We start from the raw sequence: 21,148 nt of genomic DNA on the forward strand, positions 1-21,148 counted from the left end.
GCGATGACGACGCGGACGCGCTCCGCGGCGATCCGGGCCGCCCGGCACCGTACCGGATCCCGGCCGATCACAACTCCGGTGACCGGCCGATGACACACCGCTGCGGCCGGTCACTGCGGACGGGCATCACCCGCTCTGCCGGTACGCGCGATCATCGAGACCCCGTCCTCCGCCTCGGATAACATGATCGGACTCATCGACCCGTCTCATCACCGGAAACGATGCCATCGAGCACGAAGAGTGACCTGTTAATCGACGTCTACCACATCGGCCAAACAATTGATAACGCGAATAAATAGCAGACCCCCCATCGCATGGCGCCAGGCGCGGGTGATGCTGTGGGCCACGGTATCCGTGGTGGCCCTCGGATTCCTCGTAGCGCTGGAGATCGCCGCGCGCCATTACGGCCTGCCGGGGCCGATCACCAACCAGGCGAAAGAGGTGATATTCGCCCCCAAGTCCGGACCGCTCCTGTACGCCAGCATGGCGTTGATGATGGTGGTGCTGACCTGGCGAGAACGGTTCATCGCGATCGGCTGCGCGGTCGGTATCGACGTCGTCTTCTTCTTCGTGCGCTGGGCCGTCGACGCCAAGATGATGTTCGGCAACGGTGCCCTGTGGGTGATTCTGGGCTGCGCGGTCCTCGCCGTCACGCGTCGCACGGGACAGGAACGCATCCTGCTCCTCAAGGGCGTCGGCCTCGGCCTGCTCCTGGTGGCCGGGCGCAAGACCGGTGACACCTGGCTGCTCATCACCTCCAAGACGCGTCCGGCGGTGCTCGACCAGTATGTGGCGACCGCCGATCACGCGCTGGGCAACCCGTCCTGGATCGCGGGCCGGATCGTGAAGGCCACCGGCTCGGTGGGCGCGCACGTGTTGGACTATGTCTACATCCAGCTCGCCGTGGCCGCGGTCATCGTCGCGCTGTACCAGCTGCGGAACGTCGCGGCCGAGCGTCGTTTCCCGGCCCACCATCTGGTGCGCACGTTCTTGGTGATCGGACTGCTTGGCCCGGCCATCTACATGATCTTCCCGGTGGTCGGACCGATCTTCGCCTACGGCGCCGACGGCGGGCACTGGGCGGTGGCCGACCTGTGGCCGAACACCCCGGTGCCGGGCGGGGCACCGCACCATATGGCGTTCGACGAATTCACCCCGCGCAACTGCATGCCGAGCCTGCACACGGCGTGGGCCACCACCATTTTCATCCATTCCCGCAAGGGCCCCAGAATTCTCCGGATAGCCGGTGCGTTCTGGCTGATCGCCACGCTCGGCGCGACGCTGGGATTCGGCTATCACTACGGCGCCGACATCATCGCCGGAGTCGTTTTCGCGCTGACGATCGAAGCGGCGCTGCGTTCGCTCGCCCGCGGCTGGGACCGTTCGGGGATACAGCTGGTCGCCTACGGCACGGCGGTGTTCACCGCGCTCCTGGTGTCCTATCGCTATCTGCCGGTCGAGATGGCCGGACATCCGTGGCTGTTCGGTCCCCTGCTCGTGCTCGCCATGGTCTCGGTGATCTACGGCTTCGTACGCACCACCCGGGTGTGGGAGCCGAAGGCCGTACCGGCACGGCAGCCGGAGCTCCAGCCCGAACTGGTGTGAGGGCCGTCCACCGCCCGGCCGACCGGGCGGTGGACTCACGCAGGGCCGCTGGTCGCGTGGGCCCCGGGATGCCCGGGACAGCGATTACGCCCACAGCAAGCACCTGTTCCGCACCGGCCGCACCGCGGGCACAGTGGCGAGCATGAGACTGCTGATGCTGGGTGGAACGGAGTTCGTGGGCCGCGCCGTGACAGAGGCGGCGCTGGCGCGCGGACACGAGGTGACGGTCTTTCACCGGGGGCGACACGAGCCACCGGCGGGGGTGGCGTCGCTGCACGGCGACCGCACCGCCGAGGAAGGACTCGCGGCGCTCGCGGACGGCGAGTGGGACGTGGTGGTCGACACCTGGTCGCACGCCCCGGCCGCCGTCCGCGACACGGCCCGCCTGCTCGCCGGGCGGGCCGGCCGGTATGTGTACGTGTCGAGCCGCTCGGTGTACCCCGAGACCGCTCCCCGCGGCGCCGGGGAGGACGCGCCGGTGGTGGACGGCTGCGCCGACGAGGCGGGCGAGGTGGAGTACCCGCAGGCCAAGCGCGGCGGCGAACTGGCCGCCGTCCGCGAATTCGGCGCGGACCGGACGCTGTTGGTGCGGGCGGGGCTGATCCTCGGGCCGTGGGAGAACATAGGCAGGCTGCCCTGGTGGCTGGCGCGCGCCGAGCGCGGCGGCGACATGCTCGCGCCGGGCCCGCGCGACCTGGGGATCCAGTACATCGACTGCCGCGACCTCGCGGAGTGGATCCTGGACGCGGCGCGGGATGGCCTGAGCGGCCCGTACGACCTCGTGAGCGAGCCGGGGCACACCACCATGGGCGCGCTCCTCGAAGCGTGCGTCCGGGTCACCGGCCACCGCGCCGTGCTGCGCTGGACCGACCCCGAGCCGATCCTGGCGGCCGGCATCCAGCCGTGGCAGCAGCTGCCGGTGTGGATTCCGCCGGGCGAGCTGCACGACAGGATCCACGGTTCGGTGGTGGCGAAGGCGGTCGCGGCCGGGCTGCGGTGCCGCCCCGTGGAGGAGACGGTCGCCGACACCTGGGCGTGGCTGCGCTCGATCGGCGGCGCCGCGCCGCAGCGCCCGGACCGCCCGCGGGTGGGCCTCGACCCGGAGACCGAGGCGAAGGTGCTGGCCGACCGACGCCCCTGAACCAACTGGCCTGACAGCTCAGCCTGGTGACGGGCTGTCAGGCCTGATGGATCGTCAGAGAGGCAGCAGGTCGGGACGCTTGGCCGAGACCGCGTCGCCCGAGGACTCGCCGCGCAGCCGCCTGCCGATCCACGGCACCAGGTACTCCCGCGCCCAGTGGATGTCGTCGCGCCGCACCTCCAGGGTGCCCCGCGGCGGCAGCGGGGGCCACGGCTGGTCCGGGTCCGCCGGGATGTCGAGCCCGAGCACCTGGGCGGCGCGCAGCGCGACCCGGGTGTGCCCCTCGGCGGACAGGTGCAGCCGGTCGTCGTCCCAGGCGCGCCGGTCCTGGACGGACTTCAGCGACCAGAGGTCGAGCACCGGGCAGTCGTAGCGGTCCGCGATGGCGCGCACGTGCCCGTTGTACGTCGCGATCCTGCCGCGCAGGTGGCGGAGCAGCGTGACGCCCCGGGTGTCGAAGCCCGTGGTCACCATGACGGTGCCGACGGCCGACTTCAGGTCGACGACGGCCCGCTCGAAGCGTTCGGCCACCTCGTCGGGGTCCGTGCCGGGCCGGATGATGTCGTTGCCGCCCGCGCAGAAGCTCACGAGGTCGGGCGCGAGCTCCTTGGCCCTGGGCACCTGGTCCTCGACGATCTGGTCGAGGAGCCTGCCCCGGACGGCGAGGTTGGCGTAGCGGAAGGACCCCTCCGGTCGCTGGTCCGCGAGGAGCACGGCGAACCGGTCCGCCCACCCGACGAATGCCCCGTCCGGGCCGGGGTCGCCGACACCTTCCGTGAAGCTGTCGCCGATCGCCGTGTACGACCCGAACGTGCCGCTGCTGAATGATCTCGAATCGTCTGCCACGAGGGCCCATCCTCCACCCCCGCAAGTGACCTACGCCACCGTAGGGAGGGGTTGACGGTGGGTGATATAGACCACCCGGTCAGTTTCCTCCGGATGGGAATAGGCCGCAGGCATGGACACAACTGGCCGGTGGCGCTCGGCTGTTCACCCCGCAGGAGCCCGTGAGCACAGAGGGCTTGACCTCAAGCGGACTTCAGGTCCGAGGGTGGCGGCATGGACAACGACATCGCCCCTCTCCCCGCCCCCTCCCCCGCGCCCGCACCAGGCGCCGACACCGGCCCGCTCTCCGGGGCCGCGCTCGACGAGCTCGCCGGGCGGCTCGCCCCGGCGGCCGTGATCGTCGGCATAGGCGAGTCCACGCGGTTCTCCCGGGAGACGTACGGCATACGCGACCAGCTCTTCCGCCGCCTGGTGCGACACCACGGCTTCCGGGCGCTCGCGGTGCAGGACAGCGCAGGCGTCGGCGCCGAGCTCGACCGCTACGTGCGCGGCGGCGGGGGTTCGGCCGCTGCCGCACTCCGCCACGCCTGGCGCCCGCAGCGCACCGAGGAGTTGGCGGCGTCGCTCGAGTGGATCCGGGACTTCAACCGGGACCACCCGCACGACCCGGTACGGGTCTTCGGGGTGAAGCCGGCGCAGGCCGGGCCGGATGACTACGACGCCGTACGGGACTTCGTCCGCGGGGCGGCTCCCGAGCGGCTGGCGGAGCTGGCGTCCCATCTGGACCCGATCTCGACCGCCCACCGGATGGACGAGCACGTACAGCGCGCCCGGGGAGTACACCCCGGGCGCCCCTTCGCCGAGCACGCCCGCGACGCGCTCGGGCTCCTGATGTCGGTGCCCGGCGCCGAAGACAGCGACGGCCTCCTGGCGCGGATGCGCCTGATCGTCGACTTCCACGAGCACAGCGTGGCCGGGCGGGGCAGTTACGCGGGAGAGGCCGAGGCGTGGGCCGGTGTCATCGGCGCCTTTCACCGCCGGACGGGAGCGCGCGTGGTCTATTGGGACGGCATCGCCCACACCGCCTCGAGCGCGACGGTCCTGGGCATGGCGCCCGAGCGGGGTCCGCAGCCGACCGTCGGCGGCCTGCTGCGCGAGCGGTTCGGGAGCGGCTACGTGTCCGTGGCGATCGGCTTCCACCACGGCCACCTCGGTACGGTCGACGTGCCCGGGCCCTCCAGGGATCTGATCGACGCGCGGCTCGGCGAGGTGGCGCTGCCCGCCCACTGGCTCGACCTGCGCCTCGAGGCGGTCCGCGCCCGCTGGGAAGGGCCCGCCAAGGCCCGCGTCATCAGCGGCGTCTACGACCCGTCCCGCGACGCGGCGGGACACCTCGCCGTCGCCTCGCTTCCCGAGGCCTTCGACGTGCTCGTCCATGTGCGCGAGGTGTCGGCGGTGCACTGGCTGCCGTGAACAGGCGGCCCGGACATGCCCGAAGGGGGCCACCGGGTGCGGTGGCCCCCTTCGGACCGGTTCAGCCGGTGAAGGCCGCCGTGCCGTTCGGGGTGCCGAGGCCGGTCGGGCCGTCGTAGCCGGGACCCGCCTTGCACAGGTAGGTGCCGCAGTTGCCGTTGGCGCCGGAGGTGACGTCGTTCAGGGCGGAGGCGTGGGCGTAGGGGTAGGAGGCGGGGGTGGAGCCCGCTCCGGGCGCCCCGGCCAGCGCGTACACGCCCGCGATGATGGGCGAGGAGGCGCTGGTGCCGCCGTACACGTTCCAGCCGCTGGCCTGGTAACTGTCGTACACCGCGAGGCCGGTGGCCGGGTCGGCGACCGCGGAGACGTCGGCGACCGCCCGCTTCGCGCAGCCGCTGTCCTTCTGCCAGGACGGCTTGGGTTCGGCGGCCGAGCAGCCGGAACCGGCGCCGTCACCGCCGGCGCTGGTGCCCCAGACCGACTCGGACCAGCCGCGGGTGCTGCTGTCCTTCTTCAGCGAGGTGCCGCCGACGGCGGTCACGTAGGGGGAGGCGGCCGGGTACTCGACGCCGTAGCCGCTGTCACCGGAGGAGACGGTGATGGCGACGCCCGGGTGGTTGAAGTACTTGCTGTCGGCGGCCGCGTCGGTGGCGTCCTCGCCGCCGCCGTAGCTGTTGGAGACGTACTTGGCGCCCATGGCGACCGCGCGGTTCACCGCGGCACCCAGGTCGTCCATGTTCGCGGACTTCGCCTCGACGAGCAGGATGTGGCACTGCGGGCAGACGGCGCTGACCATGTCGACGTCGAGGGAGATCTCACCGGCCCAACCGGCGTCCGCCTTCGGGTAGTTGGTGCCACCGTCCTGGTCGGCCTTCTTGAAGCAGCCGTTGGCGGTGGTGCAGGCGGGCAGTCCGTACTGCGAGCGGTAGGTCGCGAGGTCGGACTCGGCGTTCGGGTCGTCCTGCGCGTCCACGATCGCCACCGTGGCACCGGAGCCGGCCCCGGCCGGAAGGTTGTACGCCTTCTGGAGGTCGGCGGGGCCGAAGCCGGAGGGGGCGGCGTCGGCGGTGAGTCCTCTGTGCTGCTTGACGTCCGTGCGCTCCAGCGCGAGGCAGTGCATGGCGCCGGGCCTGGCCTGCGAGGCGCACAACTGGCGGACGTTGGACGAGGAGTCGGCGGGCTGCTGGGCGGCGGCCGTGGGGGCCGCCGCGATCAGGCCGCCGCTGACGAGCGCGAGCAGGGACACCAGCGCGGAGGCGGTGCCGGATCGCGGTCCGAACCGGGAGGTTCGTATGGGTTGCACGTTCTTCCTCCATGGGGGGTCGCCCCGGCCAGGGACGGACGGGGCGCGAAGAAACGTCGAGTGCATGACAAATTGACGTTCGGAGAGTGCCACCACGGACAGTGGGGGCAGTCACGAACGTACCTATGAGCCCCACTGGTTCACAGCCGCCCCATGGCAAAGGCTTTCTCTCGAGTCCGTGCGCACCCCCGCCGTACGTGGCGGACCGGTGAAGAGATCAGGCCGAAGTGGCCGGGCCCCTTGCCAACGCGCTGATCGCGGGCGATAGGAGCAGGCGGGACACGGCCGCCGCCGCGCAACCGGGGGCGGTGTGCTCGCCCGCTCATGGCGCCCCCCCACCCCCGCAGCGGGGATGGGGGGGCCGCGGCTCGCACCACGGGGCTCAACTCGTGGCCGGGTCAGCCCTTCCAGCGCTGGAGGAATGCGGCGGCCGCCTCGCGGCCCCGTTCGACGACCGCGTCCCGGGCTTCGGGACCGATGCGGAAGTCCGTGACGCCGACGCCCGCGCAGTCCACGTCCATGGTGCGCTCGCGCACCCCGGGCCGCTCCAGCGAGGTCTGGTCGCGGCCGACCAGGGCGGTGGTGACGACCTGCTGGAGCAGCACCAGCGGCGGGTACATGACGCGGGCCGCCAGCGGTGCGAGGTTGGCGATCCCGGCCGGCAGATCGGGGATGATCCGCACCCCGAAGGTCGGCCAGCGCGCCTTCTTGCCGTCAGTCCGGTCGAAGATGTCCACCGCGAAGTTGGACAGGATGCCGCCGTCCACGATCACCGAGGACTCCTGGATGACCGGGTCGGTCAGCGCGCAGGGCTGGAAGTAGAACGGGATCGACAGCGAGCAGCGGACGGCGTCCGCGACCTTCTGCTCCTCGGCCTTCAGTCCGAACAGGTGGTAGTCCCACGGCAGTCGGAGCAGGCGTCCGCGGGTGACGTCGGTGGCGAGCACCACCAGCTTGTACTTCTGGTCGTCGGTCAGGCCGGCGTCGGCGCCCGGGTCGTCGGCGCGCAGGTCGGCGAAGGTGGAGACACCGAGTTCGGCGAGCTCCTCCTCGATCCACTCCCTGATCCAGTCCCCGCGGTAGGCGCCCCGCGCGCCGAGCAGCCCCACGCCCTCGCTCACCACCGGCAGTCCGGGCGGGCGGCGGTCCGGGACGCGGGACAGGTCGAGCCGCTCCATGATGCCGCGCAGTTCCTTGGCGTCCGCTCCGGCGGCGACCAGGGCCGCCGCGATGGCGCCGACGGAGGTGCCGGCCGCGCGCGGGAAGGTGTAGCCGTCCTCCAGCAGGCGGATGACCGCGCCCGCGGCCCCCAGGCCCCGTACGCCGCCGCCTTCGAGGACGACGTCGGCCTTGCGTTCACCGTTGGTCATCGCGGCGCCCCCTTCACGGGCGCCCGGCGACGTTCCACGGCGCGAACGCGTTCTTGACGCCGGTGAGCGCGGTGCGCAGTTCGGGGTGGTGGCGCAGGAGCACGGTGAGCATGCTGTTGTCGTCGATCCACTTCAGGCCCGCCTTCGAGTACACCTCGGGCGTGTAGTACTCGGTGAAGAAGCGGTCGCTGTTCAGGCGCCGGGACGCCATCAGGATGAAGATGCGGAAGGCCGTGTCGCTGAACGCGAACCCCTTGGGGAGCTTCTCGGCGAACATGCCGATCGACAGGTCGACCTTCTCGATGTCGCCGTCGTACACCTTCATGATCTGCTTCGCCCATTGCGGGTTGTCCGTCAGGTCGTCGAAGCGCTCGGCGGGCTTCAGGCGCAGCAGCCGCCGGAACTCGTTGTAGCGGGGGACGCCGAGTTCGCGCGAGCGCAGGATGTCGGTGGCTCCGAGGTCCTGGAGGTGGCCGTCGGGGCGCTCGAACTCCTGGAGGAACCGGGGGAAGTTGTGCAGGGTGACGAGCCCCGGGTGGAGCGTGCCGAAGCTGTAGAGGAGGTCGGTGGTGGGGATGGAGCCGAGCACCTTGAGGGCTTCGGGGCCCGCGATGTCGCGGAAGGTGGCGGTGCGCAGCGTGGTGTTGTCGTTGGCGGCGCGCAGCTCCCAGTCGTCCCGGATCAGCGGGTGCATGCGGTAGACGGCGGCGAACTCTTCGGTGAGCGCGTACGGCACGCCGTAGTGGTCGGTCCCGCCGCCCGGAATGCCGCTGATGACCTCGGACCCGCTGATCCTGCCGAACAGGTCGTGGACCCGTTCTCCGGCCAGGCCCCACCAGTTGGTGTGCAGCGCGGTGACGGTGGTCGGGTGGCTGATGACGGCCGGGGTCCACTCCACGGTGTGGATCTTGGCGAGCAGCGCGGCGTTGATCAGCCGGGCGCGCTCGAAGATCTCCTCGTCGTCCCAGCCGGGGTAGGCGGCGTGCAGGTGGTCACAGATCGCGTTGTGCTCGCGGGTGAACAGGCCCTGCATGAGGGCGAGTCCGAGCCAGAAGCCGGGAACGCGCGAGGGGTCCTTGGCGGGGTCGGTCGGGAACGGCATCCGCTCGTCGTCCCACAGGTGGAGCCTGCCCAGCTCGCCGGTGCGCATGGCGCGCTGCTCGTCCTCGGTGCTGCCGTAGATCTGGGAGGCGTCCCACCAGTGCGAGAACACGTTGACGCGGGTGTCGGGGGTGCCGGCCGGGGCGTGCGGGTCGCGGGTGGGGTCGTCCATCGTCCGCATGATCTGCATGGGTCGCTCGGGCCACGGGTCGTCGTCCATGAGCGGCACGGTCCAGGGCCGGTCGGCGACGCCGGTGCCGTGGCTGAACCAGTCGCGGACCATGAACTGGAGCCAGGCGGCGACCAGGGAGTTGACCGAGTCGGCCGGGATGAACGTGTCGCGGGTGAGCAGTTCACGGCTGACCTTGCGCGGGTTGGGCTCGCCGAGCACGTCGGCGGGGCCGACCGCGGGGATCTTGTCGAGCGGGATGTTGCGGCCGAAGCGGGTGCCCGCCATGCCCATGCGGGGCTGGCCGAGGTCGTTGTAGCTGCCGTCGGCCGTGCGGTTGACCTTGAACGAGTCCTTGGGCGGCGCCGGTTCGGGCACGTTCACCGCGGGGATCTCGTTGGTGTCGTACAGGTTCTCCTGGCGGTAGCGCACGCGCAGTCCGAGCAGGGTGGCGAGGCCGAGCGGCAGCGGCAGCTTGTCCCAGCCGATCCTGGCGTCCAGAAAGTCCGCGATGCCGACGGCGATGCGCCACGGCAACGAGGTGCGGTACGAACTCATCGGTTCCCCCTTCGGGGCAGTCCTTGGGGCAGGGGTGGCGGCGCGTCGGCGAGGATCACGTCACTCGCCTTCTCGCTGATCATGTAGATCGGGGTGGCGATGAAGAAGCCGGGGATGCGCGGGAAGACGGAGGCGTCCACGATGCGCAGCCGCTCCACGCCGCGCACCCGGAACCGGCTGTCGACGACCGCCGCGGGATCTCCGTCGGCGCCCATCGGGCAGCTGCACGAGGCGTGGTGGCCCCAGGCCTGGTCGCGCACCCAACCGCGCACGGCATCACGGGAGTCGACGTCCTGGCCGGGCCACAGTTCCTCGCTGATCACGTCCGAGGCGCGCCGGTTCATGCGGCGGACGAACTCCACGGCGTCCGTCATCGCCTCCAGGTCGACGCCGTCCTTGTCGGTACCCTCGGCGAAGTAGTGGAAGTTCACCAACGGGGTGTCGCGCGGGTCGGGCGAGCGAAGCCGCACCGCTCCCCCGCTGTTGTGGGTGTGCGCCTTGAGGACCGCCCAGGTGAACCGGTCCTTGTGGCGCAGGTTCTCCCGGGAGTAGCCCGGGTAGTAGCCGCGGAAGTCGGCGGGGAACCCGAACAGGAACAGGTCGGGTGCCTCCAGGCCGGGCCGGGACTTGCGGGTGATCCCGATGACCGAGCCGTTGGTGGTGTAGAGCCCTTCGCCGCGCTGCCAGGCCCGGTAGCAGCGGTCGGGGGTGGTGCCCGGCTCGGGCGCGTGGAAGGTGCAGTCCTTGACGATGGGGAACTCCTTCGCCATCCGGCTGACGACGCCCACCTCGTAGCGGTCCTGGAGGTTGCCGCCGACGCCCTGGAGGTCGAGGCGTACCGGGATGCCGTGGCGCTCCAGCTCCTGGCGCGGCCCGATGCCGGAGAGCATGAGCAGCTGGGGTGTGTTGAAGGCGCCCGCGCTGAGGATCACCTCACGGCGGGCGGCCAGCCGTACCAGGGGCGGGAGTTGGGGGTCGTACGAAGCCGCCGGATCGGCGCGGTAGGCGCGTGCGGCGTCGATGAACTCCACTCCGGCGGCGGCCCCCGCGTCGTCGAGGAGGACCCGGGTGACGAGGACGTCGGTGCGCACGGTCAACTGGTCGGGATGGCGGGTGCGGACCGCCCGGAGGCGCTCGCGGACCGCGCTGCGCCGGCCCCGGTCGGTCGACAGCGGGATCTGCCACAGCCCCTCAAGGCCCAGGGTCTGCACCCGCCAGTCGTTGGGGTCCACGACCGCGCCCAGGCCTTCGAGCGGCGAGAGCGGGCGGCCCAGGAAGTCGGCGAGCTCGCCCTCGGCCGCGGTGAGGATGACCTTGAGGAGCTGCTTGTCCTGGACGATCAGGGCGGGGTCGGCGAGCTGGGTGGGCAGCCAGCCGTCGAAGCCGTGGCGCGACCGGTTGCGGTAGCGGTCGCCGACGAACGGGAGCGCTTTCAGGACGGCGGCCAGGAGCGCATTGGCGGGCAGCCGCCTGGGCCGGGGGCGGTAGCCGCAGCGCTCGATGCGCTCGAAGTAGCCGCGCATGGCGTCGGCCCGCCAGGAGGCGTCGCCGGTCGCCTCGGCGATGGCGTCCCAGTCCCGGTTGTAGGGGTAGACCGTGATCATCGCGTGGTGCGCGGTGCAGCCGCCGATCGCACCCGCCCGCGGATACAGGATGCCCTTGCCCGCCACGGCCTTGGTGTCGCGCTGGTGCTGCTCCTCGTTCGCGTAGTGCCGCACGAAGTAGTTCCAGCACTGGACCGGGTCCTCGCTCGCGTCCCCGTGGAAGGCGGGGACCAGGTAGTTGTCGTCCTCGTGCTCGCCGCCCGCGTCGAGGAGCAGAACCTTCATGCCCGCCTCGGCCAGGTTCGCGGCCAGCGGGCCGCCGCCCGCCCCCGCGCCGACCACGATGTAGTCGTAGTCCGCGTCGGTCACTTCTTCTCCCTGGCCCCGTTGCCGAGCGCGCTGACGGCGAGCGCGGTGTTGGTCGCGGAGATCAGCGTGGTCATCGCCGCGGTACGGGGCGGCAGCAGGCCCTTGATGCCGAGCATCGCCGCGGTCAGGGTGTCGGACGCGTGGATGAGGACGCCCTCGCGCAGGTCCTGCTGCAGGCGCTCCCCCCGGTTGGTGAGCAGGTCGAGGCCGAGCAGGATGGTGCGGATCCCGAAGAGCCGGAAGGCGTACACGGCCGCCGGGTTGGGCTCGGAGTCGCGGTCGAGCCGGTCGATGAGCAGGGCGGGCGCGACGAGGCCGGCCACCCCGTTCAGGAGCCGGATCCCGGCGAGGCCGTACAGGGCGGCGGGCCGGGCGGTGGCGGTCGCTGCGGCCGCCGCGTGCTTCTTCGGCATGATCCACTCCCATCGGGACGGTACGGGTCGTTGGCGGGGCCGGTCCGCGGCTCCTACGCCTGGCCGAGCCTGCGGGCGCTGCTCGCCCCATAGGCGGCGTCACGCGCGCGGTTGAGGTTGCCGAGCGGCCGGAAGGCGTCCGTGGTGCGCCAGGGCGTGAACGCGAACTGCTCGATCCGGCGGGCGACGGCGACCGCCTCGTGGGAGTCGAGGTCCTGGCGCGGGACGGTGAGCCGTGCGACGGGCACGGGCGGCGCCAGGCTCTCGGGCCACTGGACGGAGGCGTCCTCGACTGGGGTGGTGGCCTCGTCGACGAAGCGCTGGAGGCACAGCTCGTACACGACGTCCCGCTCGCGCAGGCGGGCCGCGAGCTCGGTGCGCAGCCGGTCCCGGTCCGCGCGGTCGGGCCTGGGTCCGGGCGGCCCGCCGGGGCTGGGCCGCAGCTGGTACTGGACGGGGCCCGCGTCGCCCCACAGGATCGGCGCCTGGCTCCAGTACCGCTCCTGGGAGAGGCTGGCGATCTTCCGGGCGACAGCCTTCTGGAGGGTCTTGCGCATCCGGGTGGCGGCGGGCCTGCCCACCGCGCGCGGCAACTTCACCAGGAAGCGGTAGGCGACCTGTGCGGTGCTGGTCGCGCCCGCCATGACCTCGGCGAACTCCACGAACTCGCGGGCGTTGGCGGCGTGCGACGCGGGGGTGTTGAGCAACAGGAGGTCGTGGGTTTCGTCGTCGGCCACGACGACGCGCACGGCGATGCCCCGCAGGTCCTGGGCCGCGTCGGCGGCCGGCACCCCGGCCGCGTTCGAGTACCGCACGACGGCCGCGTACTCGGCGCCCGGCCGGGCGAAGCCCTCGCGCAGGCCCAGGGGCAGATCGGTGTGGAAACGGAGCCGGGCGTTGTCGACGGCGATGGTCGACTTCGCGTGGAACACCCGGTCGGGGCCCGCCAGTTGCCCCGACGTCTCATTGACGCGCTGGATCCGCACGATCCGCTGGGCGAGTTCCTCGAAGAGCTTCTGCTCGGCCTGCGCGCTCCCTCCCTCGTACTGCTCGTACTTCTCGTGCTGTCGGGGATCGGACATGGTCCGGCTCCTCCCAACCGTCGGCGGGGAGCAGCGACGCTACTCGGCGCCGGGTGGGCGGGATATGCCAGTTTCGGGCCTGTTGTTCGATCTCGGACCGCTGTTTGCCTCGGGGTACAACAAGCGGGACCGGTGCTGGCGGCCGGGACGGGACGGGCCGTCGGCGCGTGGTGGGAACGGCGCCGTTACGCCCGCCCGCCCCAACCACCCCACGGGCCATGGCGGTTCATGGCCGAGTCCTGTCCCGGGTGGCCGCCGAGAGCGCTCTCAGGTCCTGCGCAGCCGGAACACGGCCGCGTCCAGATCCCCCCGCAGCCCGGTGTGGAGCCCGCGGTGGCGCAGCACGGCCCCGCTGTGGACGGCGCCGGTGTCCAGGCACGTGTAGGAGGCGGCGGCGTCCAGGCCGCGCAGCCGGACGGCGGGCGGCGGCTCCCCGTGGTGCTGGGCCTGGAGCCAGGCCAGGACGACGGTGTCGGCGCCCCGCGTGTACTGGACCGCGCTCAGCCCGCCGTCCGGTGGCCGCAGCCGGTACTGGGCGCCGAGCTGCACGACCGGCCGGATCTCCTTGTAGAGCGCCACCCACGCGCGTGCCTCGGCGAGTTCGGCCGGGCTCCAGCGGGTCAGGTCGCCGCCCACCCCGAGCACCCCGGCCATCGCGCTCACGAAGCGGAAGCGGAGGCTGCTGACCCGCCCGTTGAGCTGGGTGTTGGGGCTGTCGGTCACCCAGGCTGCCATCACCCGGGCCGGGTGGAGCTGGCTGAAGCCGTGCTGGATGGCGAGACGGTCCAGGGGGTCGGTGTTGTCGGAGGTCCACACCTGGTCGGTGCGGGACAGCACACCGAGGTCGATGCGGCCGCCGCCACCCGAGCACGACTCGAAGGCGACATGGGGGTGGGCGGCGCGCAACCGGTCCACCAGGGCGTAGAACGCGTGCACATGCTCGACTCACAGCTTCTGCGGATACGGCTCGCCCGGCCAGCCCGCGTCCGTGAAGCAGCGGTTGAAGTCCCACTTGACGTAGTCGACGGGCGCGCTGGTCAACAGGTCGTCCAGCCGCTCCCCCACGTACTCCTGTACGTCCCGGCGGGCGAGGTTCAGGACGAGCTGGTTGCGGAACTCGGTGCGGGCGCGGCCGGGCTGGAACTGCACCCAGTCGGGATGGGCGCGGTAGAGGTCGCTGTCCGGGTTGACCATCTCGGGCTCGACCCAGATGCCGAACTGCATGCCCAGCGCGTGGACTTCGTCGGCCAGCGGCTGCAACCCGCGGGGGAACCTCGTGGTGTTGGGCGCCCAGTCGCCGAGCCCGGCGGCGTCGTGGGTGCGGGCGCCGAACCAGCCGTCGTCGACCACGAACAGCTCGACGCCCAGCTCGGCCGCGCGCTCGGCGAGGGCGCGCTGCTGGTCCTCGGAGATGTCGAAGAGGGTGGCCTCCCAGGAGTTGTAGAGCACCGGACGGGGCTGCCCGGCCCGCGGGATCACGTGGGCTAGCTGCCAGGCGTGCCACTGGCGGCTCGCCCCGCCGAATCCCCCGTCGCTCCACAGCGCGGCGAACACGGGCGAGGTGTACGTTTCGCCCGGTGCCAGCAGCACCAGGCCCGCGTCGTCGTACCCGGCGCCGCCGTTGATCTGCACCCGGCCGTCGGGCAGCCGGTGGACGGCGATGCGCCACGATCCCGACCAGCCCAGCGCGCACCCGTACACCTCCCCGCTCTCCTCGTCCGCGCCGTCGGCGTCGAGGGCGACCCAGGGCAGGTGCTGGTGGCCGGTGTGCCCGCGCCGGCTGCCGAGCACCTTCTCGCCGGGGGTGAGGTCGCCGCGTACGAGCCGGGACTCGGCGGCCCAGCGGCCGTGCAGCTGGGAGAGGCGCCAGCCGTCGCGCCGGGGCAGTGTCCAGGTGGCGGCGTCCGCGCGCAGCAACTCCAGTGCGCCGTCCGCCCCTTGGTGGGCGGCGGTCACCCAGCGCTCCACCACGTCGAAGCCGTCCCGCATCCGGTAGTGCAGGGTGAGCCCGAGCCCGTTCACCGGGTCGGTGAAGCGCAGCCGCAGCTCGTCGCCGTCGAGGTCCGAGCCCGTGAAGTCCCAGGCGGTGCCCCGCGCCTCCCCCGTTCGCACCGAGAGCGCGGGGCGCACGAAGCGGGGCCCGCCCTCGACCGGGTACTCCTCCAGTCCGTCCGTGCGGGACTCGAAGGGCCAGTGAGGGGCCAGCGGTTCGCGGGCCAGGGCTGCCGCGTCCGCGACCGTGATCCGCGGGCCCCAGTGCAGGTGCAGCAGTTCGTCCCGGTCCGTGAGGTGCAGCGCGTAACTGCTGGTCCGACCCGACAGCACCCAAAGCCGTCCATTGTCACCGGTCTCAATCATCCCGACCCCCATATCCGCACACGTACGCACAGGATCGGGGTGGGGGGCCTCCGGGGGCAACGGCTGTGCGGCGACGAAGAAGGTTGCCCCAGGAACGCATGTCGTATCGTCGACAGACGCGCACGACGCGCCACCCAGGATCGACGTCAGGAGTCCCCGTGACCCAGCAGATTCCGCAGGTCCCCGTGACAGAGCCCGACCTCGTGGGGGTGCGCAACTTCCGTGACGTGGGCGGGCTGTCGACCGTGGACGGTCTGCGGGTGCGCGGTGGACGGCTCTTTCGCAGCGGTCACCTGGCGCACGCCACCGAGGCCGACGCGGCCTTCCTGGCGACCCTCGGTCTGCACACGGTCTTCGACTTCCGCAACGCCGGCGACCAGAAGCTGGAGGGGCCCGACGTCGCGCTGCCGGGCGTGCGCAACGTCAACATTCCGATGACGGACCCGGCCGACGGGGCCGAGTTCTGGAAGATGGTCCGCGACGGCGACCTCGACGATCTGCGCTCCGCCCTGTCCGGAGGCCGGGCGGCGGACCGGATGATCACCGTGTACCGCGAGATCATCACGCAGCGCACCGCCGAGCACAGCCGGGTGCTGCACGCGCTGGCCGAGGACAGTGTGCCCGCGCTGATGCACTGCGCCGCGGGCAAGGACCGGGCCGGGCTCGCCATCGCGGTGGCGCTGCTCGCGGTCGGCGTCGAGCGGGACGCCATCGAGGCGGACTACCTCAAGTCCAACGACCCGCACCGCCGCTACAAGGTGCGCCGCTCCAACACCTCGCCGGACGCGATGTCCGCCGAGGTGATGGAGCTCCTCAGCCCCCTCTTCGACGCCCGCGCGGAGTATCTGCACGCGGCCTTCGAGACCATCGAGGAGACCTGGGGAACCACGGACCGATACCTGGAGCGGGGCCTCGGGCTCAGCGACGGGACCCGCGAGCGGCTGCGCGACCGGCTCCTGGACAGCGCCGTCTGAGTCACCGGCCCAAGGCTACTTTCCGCCCACCTCGAAGAGCAGGTAGAGGAAGCCCGCGAAGATGTGCCCGGCGATGAGGTAGGCGAAGAGGCGCACGACCAGCCCCCTGGGGAACTTGGTCTCCGCGGTCTCCTCGATGTTCTTGCGGGGGCTCGCCGCGGCGGGCGCGGTCTCGTGCTCGGACATGTCTGTCCCGTCCTCTCAGCTGTGCGGGTGGTACGGATGCGGATCGGGGCTCTGCAGCAGGGTGTGCACGAAGAGGAACTCGGCTCCGCCGTGCGAGGCGGCGGAGATCCGGTGCGGGGTGAGCGAGTCGAAGTGCGCGCTGTCCCCGGGGTCGAGTTCGTGGGTGGCGTCCCCGAGGCGCAGCCGGAGCCGCCCGGTCAGGACGTAGAGCCACTCCTCGCCGGGGTGGACCCGGACGAGCTCGCGCTGGGTGCCGTACGGGACCTCGACGCGCAGCGCCTGCATGGCGCGGCCCGGGCCGCCGGTCTGGTGGTAGGTCCAGCCGTCGGCCTCGCGCGGTGCGGCGCGGCCGGCCCGGATGACGGGCTCGCGCTCGGGCGGCATCTCGCCGAGCAGTTCCGAGACCGTCGTACCGTAGATGCGGGCGAGGCCGAGCAGCATCGGCAGCGAGGGCTGCCGGGCCCCCGTCTCCAGCCGGGAGAGGTGTGCGGGCGAGAGGCCGGCCCGCTGGGCGGCGGCCTCCAGGGTGAGACCGCGACGGCGGCGCAGTTCGCGCAGTCGCGAGGCGACGCCCGGGAGCGCCGCGACATCGTCGGCAGGAGTGCTCATGCACTCCATTCAGGCAGGCCATTGCCTCAGAGGCAAACTTTTTGCCTCTGAGGCAAAAAGGCCCGGCTACCGGTTGGCGACCGCCTGCTTCACCAGGGTCCGGCCGAAGTCCCACATGAGCCCGCCCCCGCCGTGCGCGTCGTCCATGACGGCGGTGAACGCCTCCACGAACCGGTCGACCTCGCGCTCGGTGATGGTCAGCGGCGGAATCAGCTTGATCACTTCCAGGTGGTCGCCGGAGACCTGGGTGAGGATCCGGTGCTTCTGGAGCAGCGGCACGACGACCATCTGCGCGAAGAGGCCCTTGCGGGCGGCCTGGAGCATGCTCCAGCGGCCGCGCAGCTTCAGCGAGGACGGCCGGCCGAACTCGATGCCGATCATGAGGCCGCGTCCGCGCACGTCGCAGAGGAGCTCGTAGCGGTCGGTCAGGGCCGCGAGCCGGGTGCGCAGCAGGTCACCCGTGGTGCGGGCGTTCTCCACGATGCCCTCGTCCGCCATGACCGAGAGCACGGCGAGCCCGGCCGCCATCGCCTGGGCGTTGGAGCCGAAGCTCGCCGAGTGGACCAGCACCCGGTCCATCGACGAGTAGACCTTCTTGAAGATCCACTCCTTGCCGAGGGTGGCACCGACCGGCACATAGCCGCCTGAGAGCGCTTTCGCGACGCACACCAGGTCCGGCTCCACACCCGCGTCGTGCTGGTAGGCGTAGAAGTCGCCGGTGCGGCCGAGGCCCGTCTGCACCTCGTCGGCGATCAGCAGCGCCTTGTGCCGGTGCAGCAGTTCCTGCGCGGCGCGCAGATAGCCGGGCGGCGCCTCGTGCACGCCCTTGCCCTGGATCGGCTCGACGATGAGGGCCGCCACGTCACCGCGCTTCAACTCCCTTTCCAGGGCGGCCAGATCGCCGAGCGGCACCGCCGTGTCGGGCAGCAGCGGGGCGAAGCCGTCACGGAAGCCGGACTCGCCGTTGACCGAGAGCGAGCCGGTCGTCAGACCGTGGAAGGCGTGCGTGCAGTACAGGACGCGCGGCTTGCCGGTGGCGTACCGGGCGAACTTGAGAGCGGTCTCGACGGCCTCGGTGCCGCTGTTGCCGAAGAACACCCGGTCCAGGTGCGGGCTGTGCGCCAGGAGCCGCTCGGCGAGCAGCCCGGGCAGCGGCTGGCAGTCGAAGCGGGTCAGGTCCGCGAGCGAGGCGTCCAGGACGTCGTGCAGGGCCTTGCGGACGACGGGGTGGTGGCGGCCGAGGCCCATCACCCCGAAGCCCGCGAGCATGTCGAGGTAGTCGTTGCCCTCGGAGTCCCAGAAGTACGCGCCCTCGGCCCGCTCGTAGACCTTGTCGAAGCCGATGGTGTGCAGCATTCGCGGCAGCTGGTGGTTGAGGTACCGGGCATGCAGGTCGTAGCGTTCGGCCCCGCGCTCGGCGAGGAGCGCAGCCAGGTCGAATCCCTTGGCTCCCGGGGTCCTGGGGGCCGGTGCCGCGAAGCCCTTCGGCTCGCCGTCGCTCATGTGTCGTTCCCCTTCTCGGCCGCCGCGGCGGCTTCCTCCATGGCCGCGAGCGCGGCGCCGATCCGTCCCGCGACCTCCACCGGGGTGAGCCCGATGTCGGCGAGCACCTCGCCGCGCTTGGCGTGCGCGAGGAACTGCTCGGGAATGCCGAAATTGCGCAACGGCACATCGACCCCGGCATCCCGCAGGGCCTGCCCCACGGCGCACCCGACGCCGCCGGTACGGACGTTGTCCTCCACGACGGCGACCAGGCGGTGCCCGGCGGCCAGCGGGGCGAGCTGCTCGTCGACGGGTTTGACCCAGCGCGGGTCGACCACCGTGCACCTGATGCCGCGCCCGGCGAGCAGGTCGGCGGCCTGGAGGCAGACCGGCGCGAGCACGCCGACCGCCACGAGCAGCACGTCGGCGGCTGTGTCCCGGCTGTCCTGGCGCAGCACGTCCATCGCGCCGATCCGGGCGACGGCCGCGATGTCCGGGCCGACGGACTCCTTGGGAAAGCGCAGCACCGTCGGAGCGTCGGCCACGTCCACGGCCTCGCGCAGCTGGGCGCGCAGCTGCCCGGCGTCGCGCGGCGCGGCGATCCGCAGGCCGGGGACGACCTGGAGCACCGACAGGTCCCACATGCCGTTGTGCGAGGGGCCGTCGACGCCGGTGACCCCGGCCCGGTCGAGGACGAACGTCACTCCGCACCGGTGCAGCGCGACATCCATGAGGACCTGGTCGAAGGCCCGGTTGAGGAAGGTCGCGTACACGGCGACGACGGGGTGCAGACCGCCGGTGGCGAGCCCGGCCGCGGACACCGCCGCGTGCTGCTCGGCGATGCCGACGTCCCACACCCGGTCCGGGAAGCGCTCGGCGAACCGGCTCAGGCCCGTCGGGTGCAGCATCGCGGCGGTGATGGCGACGATGTCGGCTCGCTCCGCGCCCAGTTGGGCGAGCTCCTCCCCGAACACGGCTGTCCACGAGGGCCCATTGGAAGGGGCCAGGGGCTCACACGTCAGCGGGTTCATCGCGCCGACCGTGTGGAAGCGGTCGGCCTCGTCGTCCAGGGCCGCCTGGTAGCCGCGGCCCTTCTCGGTCAGGCAGTGCACCAGCACCGGTCCGTGGAAGCGCTTCGCCCGCCGCAGCGCCGACTCGACGGCCTCGGTGTCGTGCCCGTCGATCGGCCCGACGTACTTCAGGCCGAGGTCCTCGAACATGCCCTGCGGGGCGAACGCGTCCTTGAAGCCCTTCTTCGCGCCGTGCAGCGACTCGTACAGGGGCTGCCCCACGACAGGGGTGTGCTGGAGCACCTCCTTGCCCCACGCCAGGATCCGCTCGTAACCGTCGGTGGTGCGCAGGGTGGCGAGGTGGCTGGCGAGCCCGCCGATGGTCGGGCCGTAGGAGCGCTCGTTGTCGTTGACGACGATGATGAGCGGGCGGTCCCGGGCGGCGGCGATGTTGTTGAGCGCCTCCCAGGCCATGCCGCCGGTGAGCGCGCCGTCCCCGATCACCGCGACGACGTGGCCGTCCCGGCCGAGGACCTCGTTGGCCTTGGCGAGCCCGTCCGCCCAGCCCAGCACGGTGGAGGCGTGGCTGTTCTCGATGACGTCGTGCTCGGACTCGGCACGCGAGGGATAACCGGACAGGCCACCCTTGGTGCGCAGCTTCGAGAAGTCCTGCCGCCCAGTGAGCAGTTTGTGTACGTAGCTCTGGTGCCCGGTGTCCCACAGGATGCGGTCGACCGGCGAATCGAAGGCCCGGTGCAGCGCGATGGAGAGCTCGACCACCCCCAGATTGGGCCCCAGATGCCCCCCGGTCCGCGCCACCGCGGGGATCAGGAACTCCCTTATCTCCTGGGCCAGTTCACCCAGTTCCGCCTGGTCCAGCACTTGCAGGTCCTGCGGCCCCCGGATGTTCTCCAAGATCGTCATGTTCGGGCCCCCTCTTTCTGATCCTGTTCAGCCCACCATCACGCTCGTCCTCAGCGCACGGCGACGTCGGGCCGCCCCGACGCGATGCCGTCCTTCTTCATCCGCTCCGCGATCTTCATCGCCTCGTCGATCAACGTCTCCACGATCTTCGACTCCGGCACCGTCTTGATGACCTCGCCCTTCACGAAGATCTGACCCTTGCCATTGCCCGACGCCACACCCAGATCCGCCTCACGCGCCTCGCCCGGACCGTTCACCACACAGCCCATCACCGCGACCCGCAACGGCACCTCCATGCCCTCCAGACCCGCCGTGACCTCCTCGGCCAGCTTGTAGACATCCACCTGAGCCCGGCCACACGACGGACACGACACGATCTCCAGACGACGCTGACGCAGGTTCAACGACTCCAGGATCTGGATGCCGACCTTGATCTCCTCCGCCGGCGGAGCCGAGAGGGAAACCCGGATCGTGTCACCGATCCCCTCCGCCAACAGCGCACCGAAGGCGACCGCCGACTTGATCGTGCCCTGGAACGCCGGACCCGCCTCCGTCACACCCAGATGCAGCGGGTAGTCGCACTGCGCCGCCAGCTGACGGTAGGCATTCACCATCACCACCGGATCGTTGTGCTTCACCGAGATCTTGATGTCCCGGAAACCATGCTCCTCGAACAGCGACGCCTCCCACA

At 71.6% G+C, this 21,148-nt stretch carries 16 protein-coding genes and 1 pseudogene; 4 read left to right on the forward strand and 13 right to left on the reverse strand.

Going from position 1 to position 21,148, the window contains the following annotated elements; translation table 11 throughout:
* Window positions 1-333: 333 nt before the first annotated feature.
* Together DT019_RS26935 and DT019_RS26940 are read left to right on the forward strand one after the other, a co-directional pair.
* Window positions 334-1,605 (forward strand): phosphatase PAP2 family protein, encoded by a 1,272-nt coding sequence (locus tag DT019_RS26935; RefSeq protein ID WP_114039511.1) that lies wholly within the window; start codon window positions 334-336, stop codon window positions 1,603-1,605.
* Between the two features lie 142 nt (window positions 1,606-1,747).
* Window positions 1,748-2,746, forward strand: a complete 999-nt coding sequence (locus DT019_RS26940) for an NAD-dependent epimerase/dehydratase family protein (RefSeq protein WP_223279772.1) — start codon at window positions 1,748-1,750, stop codon at window positions 2,744-2,746.
* A gap of 54 nt (window positions 2,747-2,800) precedes the next feature.
* Here the strand turns inward: DT019_RS26940 and DT019_RS26945 are convergent, their stop codons facing one another.
* Window positions 2,801-3,592, reverse strand: coding sequence for an SGNH/GDSL hydrolase family protein (locus tag DT019_RS26945; protein WP_114039513.1), 792 nt, complete (start codon window positions 3,590-3,592; stop codon window positions 2,801-2,803).
* A gap of 213 nt (window positions 3,593-3,805) precedes the next feature.
* Between DT019_RS26945 and DT019_RS26950 the strand changes: the two genes are divergently transcribed.
* Entirely contained in the window at window positions 3,806-5,005 is a 1,200-nt protein-coding gene (locus DT019_RS26950) for an erythromycin esterase family protein (RefSeq protein ID WP_114039514.1), read from the forward strand.
* Window positions 5,006-5,066: 61 nt separating this feature from the next.
* Here DT019_RS26950 and DT019_RS26955 read toward each other — a convergent pair whose 3' ends face one another.
* The 7 genes and pseudogenes from DT019_RS26955 to DT019_RS26985 all read right to left on the reverse strand — a co-directional run bounded on the left by DT019_RS26955 (window position 5,067) and on the right by DT019_RS26985 (window position 15,272).
* Window positions 5,067-6,308 (reverse strand): S53 family peptidase, encoded by a 1,242-nt coding sequence (locus DT019_RS26955; RefSeq protein WP_189389953.1) that lies wholly within the window; start codon window positions 6,306-6,308, stop codon window positions 5,067-5,069.
* 398 nt (window positions 6,309-6,706) lie between these two features.
* The gene (locus DT019_RS26960) at window positions 6,707-7,678 is read right to left on the reverse strand and encodes a patatin-like phospholipase family protein (RefSeq protein WP_114039515.1); all 972 of its coding nucleotides are present in this window, start codon (window positions 7,676-7,678) and stop codon (window positions 6,707-6,709) included.
* Window positions 7,679-7,691: 13 nt separating this feature from the next.
* Window positions 7,692-9,506 carry a peroxidase family protein gene (locus DT019_RS26965; protein WP_114039516.1) on the reverse strand — a complete coding sequence of 605 codons (1,815 nt, stop codon included), beginning with the start codon at window positions 9,504-9,506 and terminating at the stop codon, window positions 7,692-7,694.
* Complete coding sequence (locus DT019_RS26970) at window positions 9,503-11,419, reverse strand: GMC family oxidoreductase (protein ID WP_223279773.1); 1,917 nt, start codon at window positions 11,417-11,419, stop codon at window positions 9,503-9,505. The genes DT019_RS26965 and DT019_RS26970 overlap by 4 nt, the downstream gene beginning before the upstream one ends.
* Window positions 11,416-11,832 carry a hypothetical protein gene (locus DT019_RS26975; RefSeq protein ID WP_223279774.1) on the reverse strand — a complete coding sequence of 139 codons (417 nt, stop codon included), beginning with the start codon at window positions 11,830-11,832 and terminating at the stop codon, window positions 11,416-11,418. The genes DT019_RS26970 and DT019_RS26975 overlap by 4 nt, the downstream gene beginning before the upstream one ends.
* A gap of 53 nt (window positions 11,833-11,885) precedes the next feature.
* Window positions 11,886-12,914: a catalase gene (locus DT019_RS26980; protein WP_114039517.1), complete on the reverse strand. Its 1,029-nt coding sequence runs from the start codon at window positions 12,912-12,914 to the stop codon at window positions 11,886-11,888.
* 267 nt (window positions 12,915-13,181) lie between these two features.
* Window positions 13,182-15,272, reverse strand: a pseudogene (locus tag DT019_RS26985) (alpha-galactosidase).
* Between the two features lie 158 nt (window positions 15,273-15,430).
* Between DT019_RS26985 and DT019_RS26990 the strand changes: the two are divergent.
* Window positions 15,431-16,246, forward strand: coding sequence for a tyrosine-protein phosphatase (locus DT019_RS26990; RefSeq protein ID WP_114039518.1), 816 nt, complete (start codon window positions 15,431-15,433; stop codon window positions 16,244-16,246).
* 15 nt (window positions 16,247-16,261) lie between these two features.
* Here DT019_RS26990 and DT019_RS39765 read toward each other — a convergent pair whose 3' ends face one another.
* The 5 genes from DT019_RS39765 to DT019_RS27010 form a co-directional block, all read right to left on the reverse strand.
* Entirely contained in the window at window positions 16,262-16,432 is a 171-nt protein-coding gene (locus DT019_RS39765; RefSeq protein WP_189389955.1) for a DUF6126 family protein, read from the reverse strand.
* A gap of 15 nt (window positions 16,433-16,447) precedes the next feature.
* The gene (locus tag DT019_RS26995) at window positions 16,448-17,041 is read right to left on the reverse strand and encodes a helix-turn-helix domain-containing protein (RefSeq protein WP_114039519.1); all 594 of its coding nucleotides are present in this window, start codon (window positions 17,039-17,041) and stop codon (window positions 16,448-16,450) included.
* A 66-nt stretch (window positions 17,042-17,107) separates the two neighbouring features.
* On the reverse strand, window positions 17,108-18,544 hold the full coding sequence (locus tag DT019_RS27000; protein ID WP_114039520.1) for an aspartate aminotransferase family protein: 1,437 nt from the start codon (window positions 18,542-18,544) through the stop codon (window positions 17,108-17,110).
* The gene (dxs, locus tag DT019_RS27005; protein WP_114039521.1) at window positions 18,541-20,457 is read right to left on the reverse strand and encodes a 1-deoxy-D-xylulose-5-phosphate synthase; all 1,917 of its coding nucleotides are present in this window, start codon (window positions 20,455-20,457) and stop codon (window positions 18,541-18,543) included. Before dxs ends, DT019_RS27000 begins: the two co-directional genes overlap by 4 nt.
* A gap of 50 nt (window positions 20,458-20,507) precedes the next feature.
* On the reverse strand, window positions 20,508-21,148 hold a 641-nt coding region (locus DT019_RS27010), incomplete at its 5' end, for a flavodoxin-dependent (E)-4-hydroxy-3-methylbut-2-enyl-diphosphate synthase (RefSeq protein ID WP_189389957.1).

This window comes from Streptomyces sp. SDr-06 (assembly GCF_003324565.1).
In the GTDB taxonomy this organism is placed as follows: Bacteria; Actinomycetota; Actinomycetes; order Streptomycetales; family Streptomycetaceae; genus Streptomyces.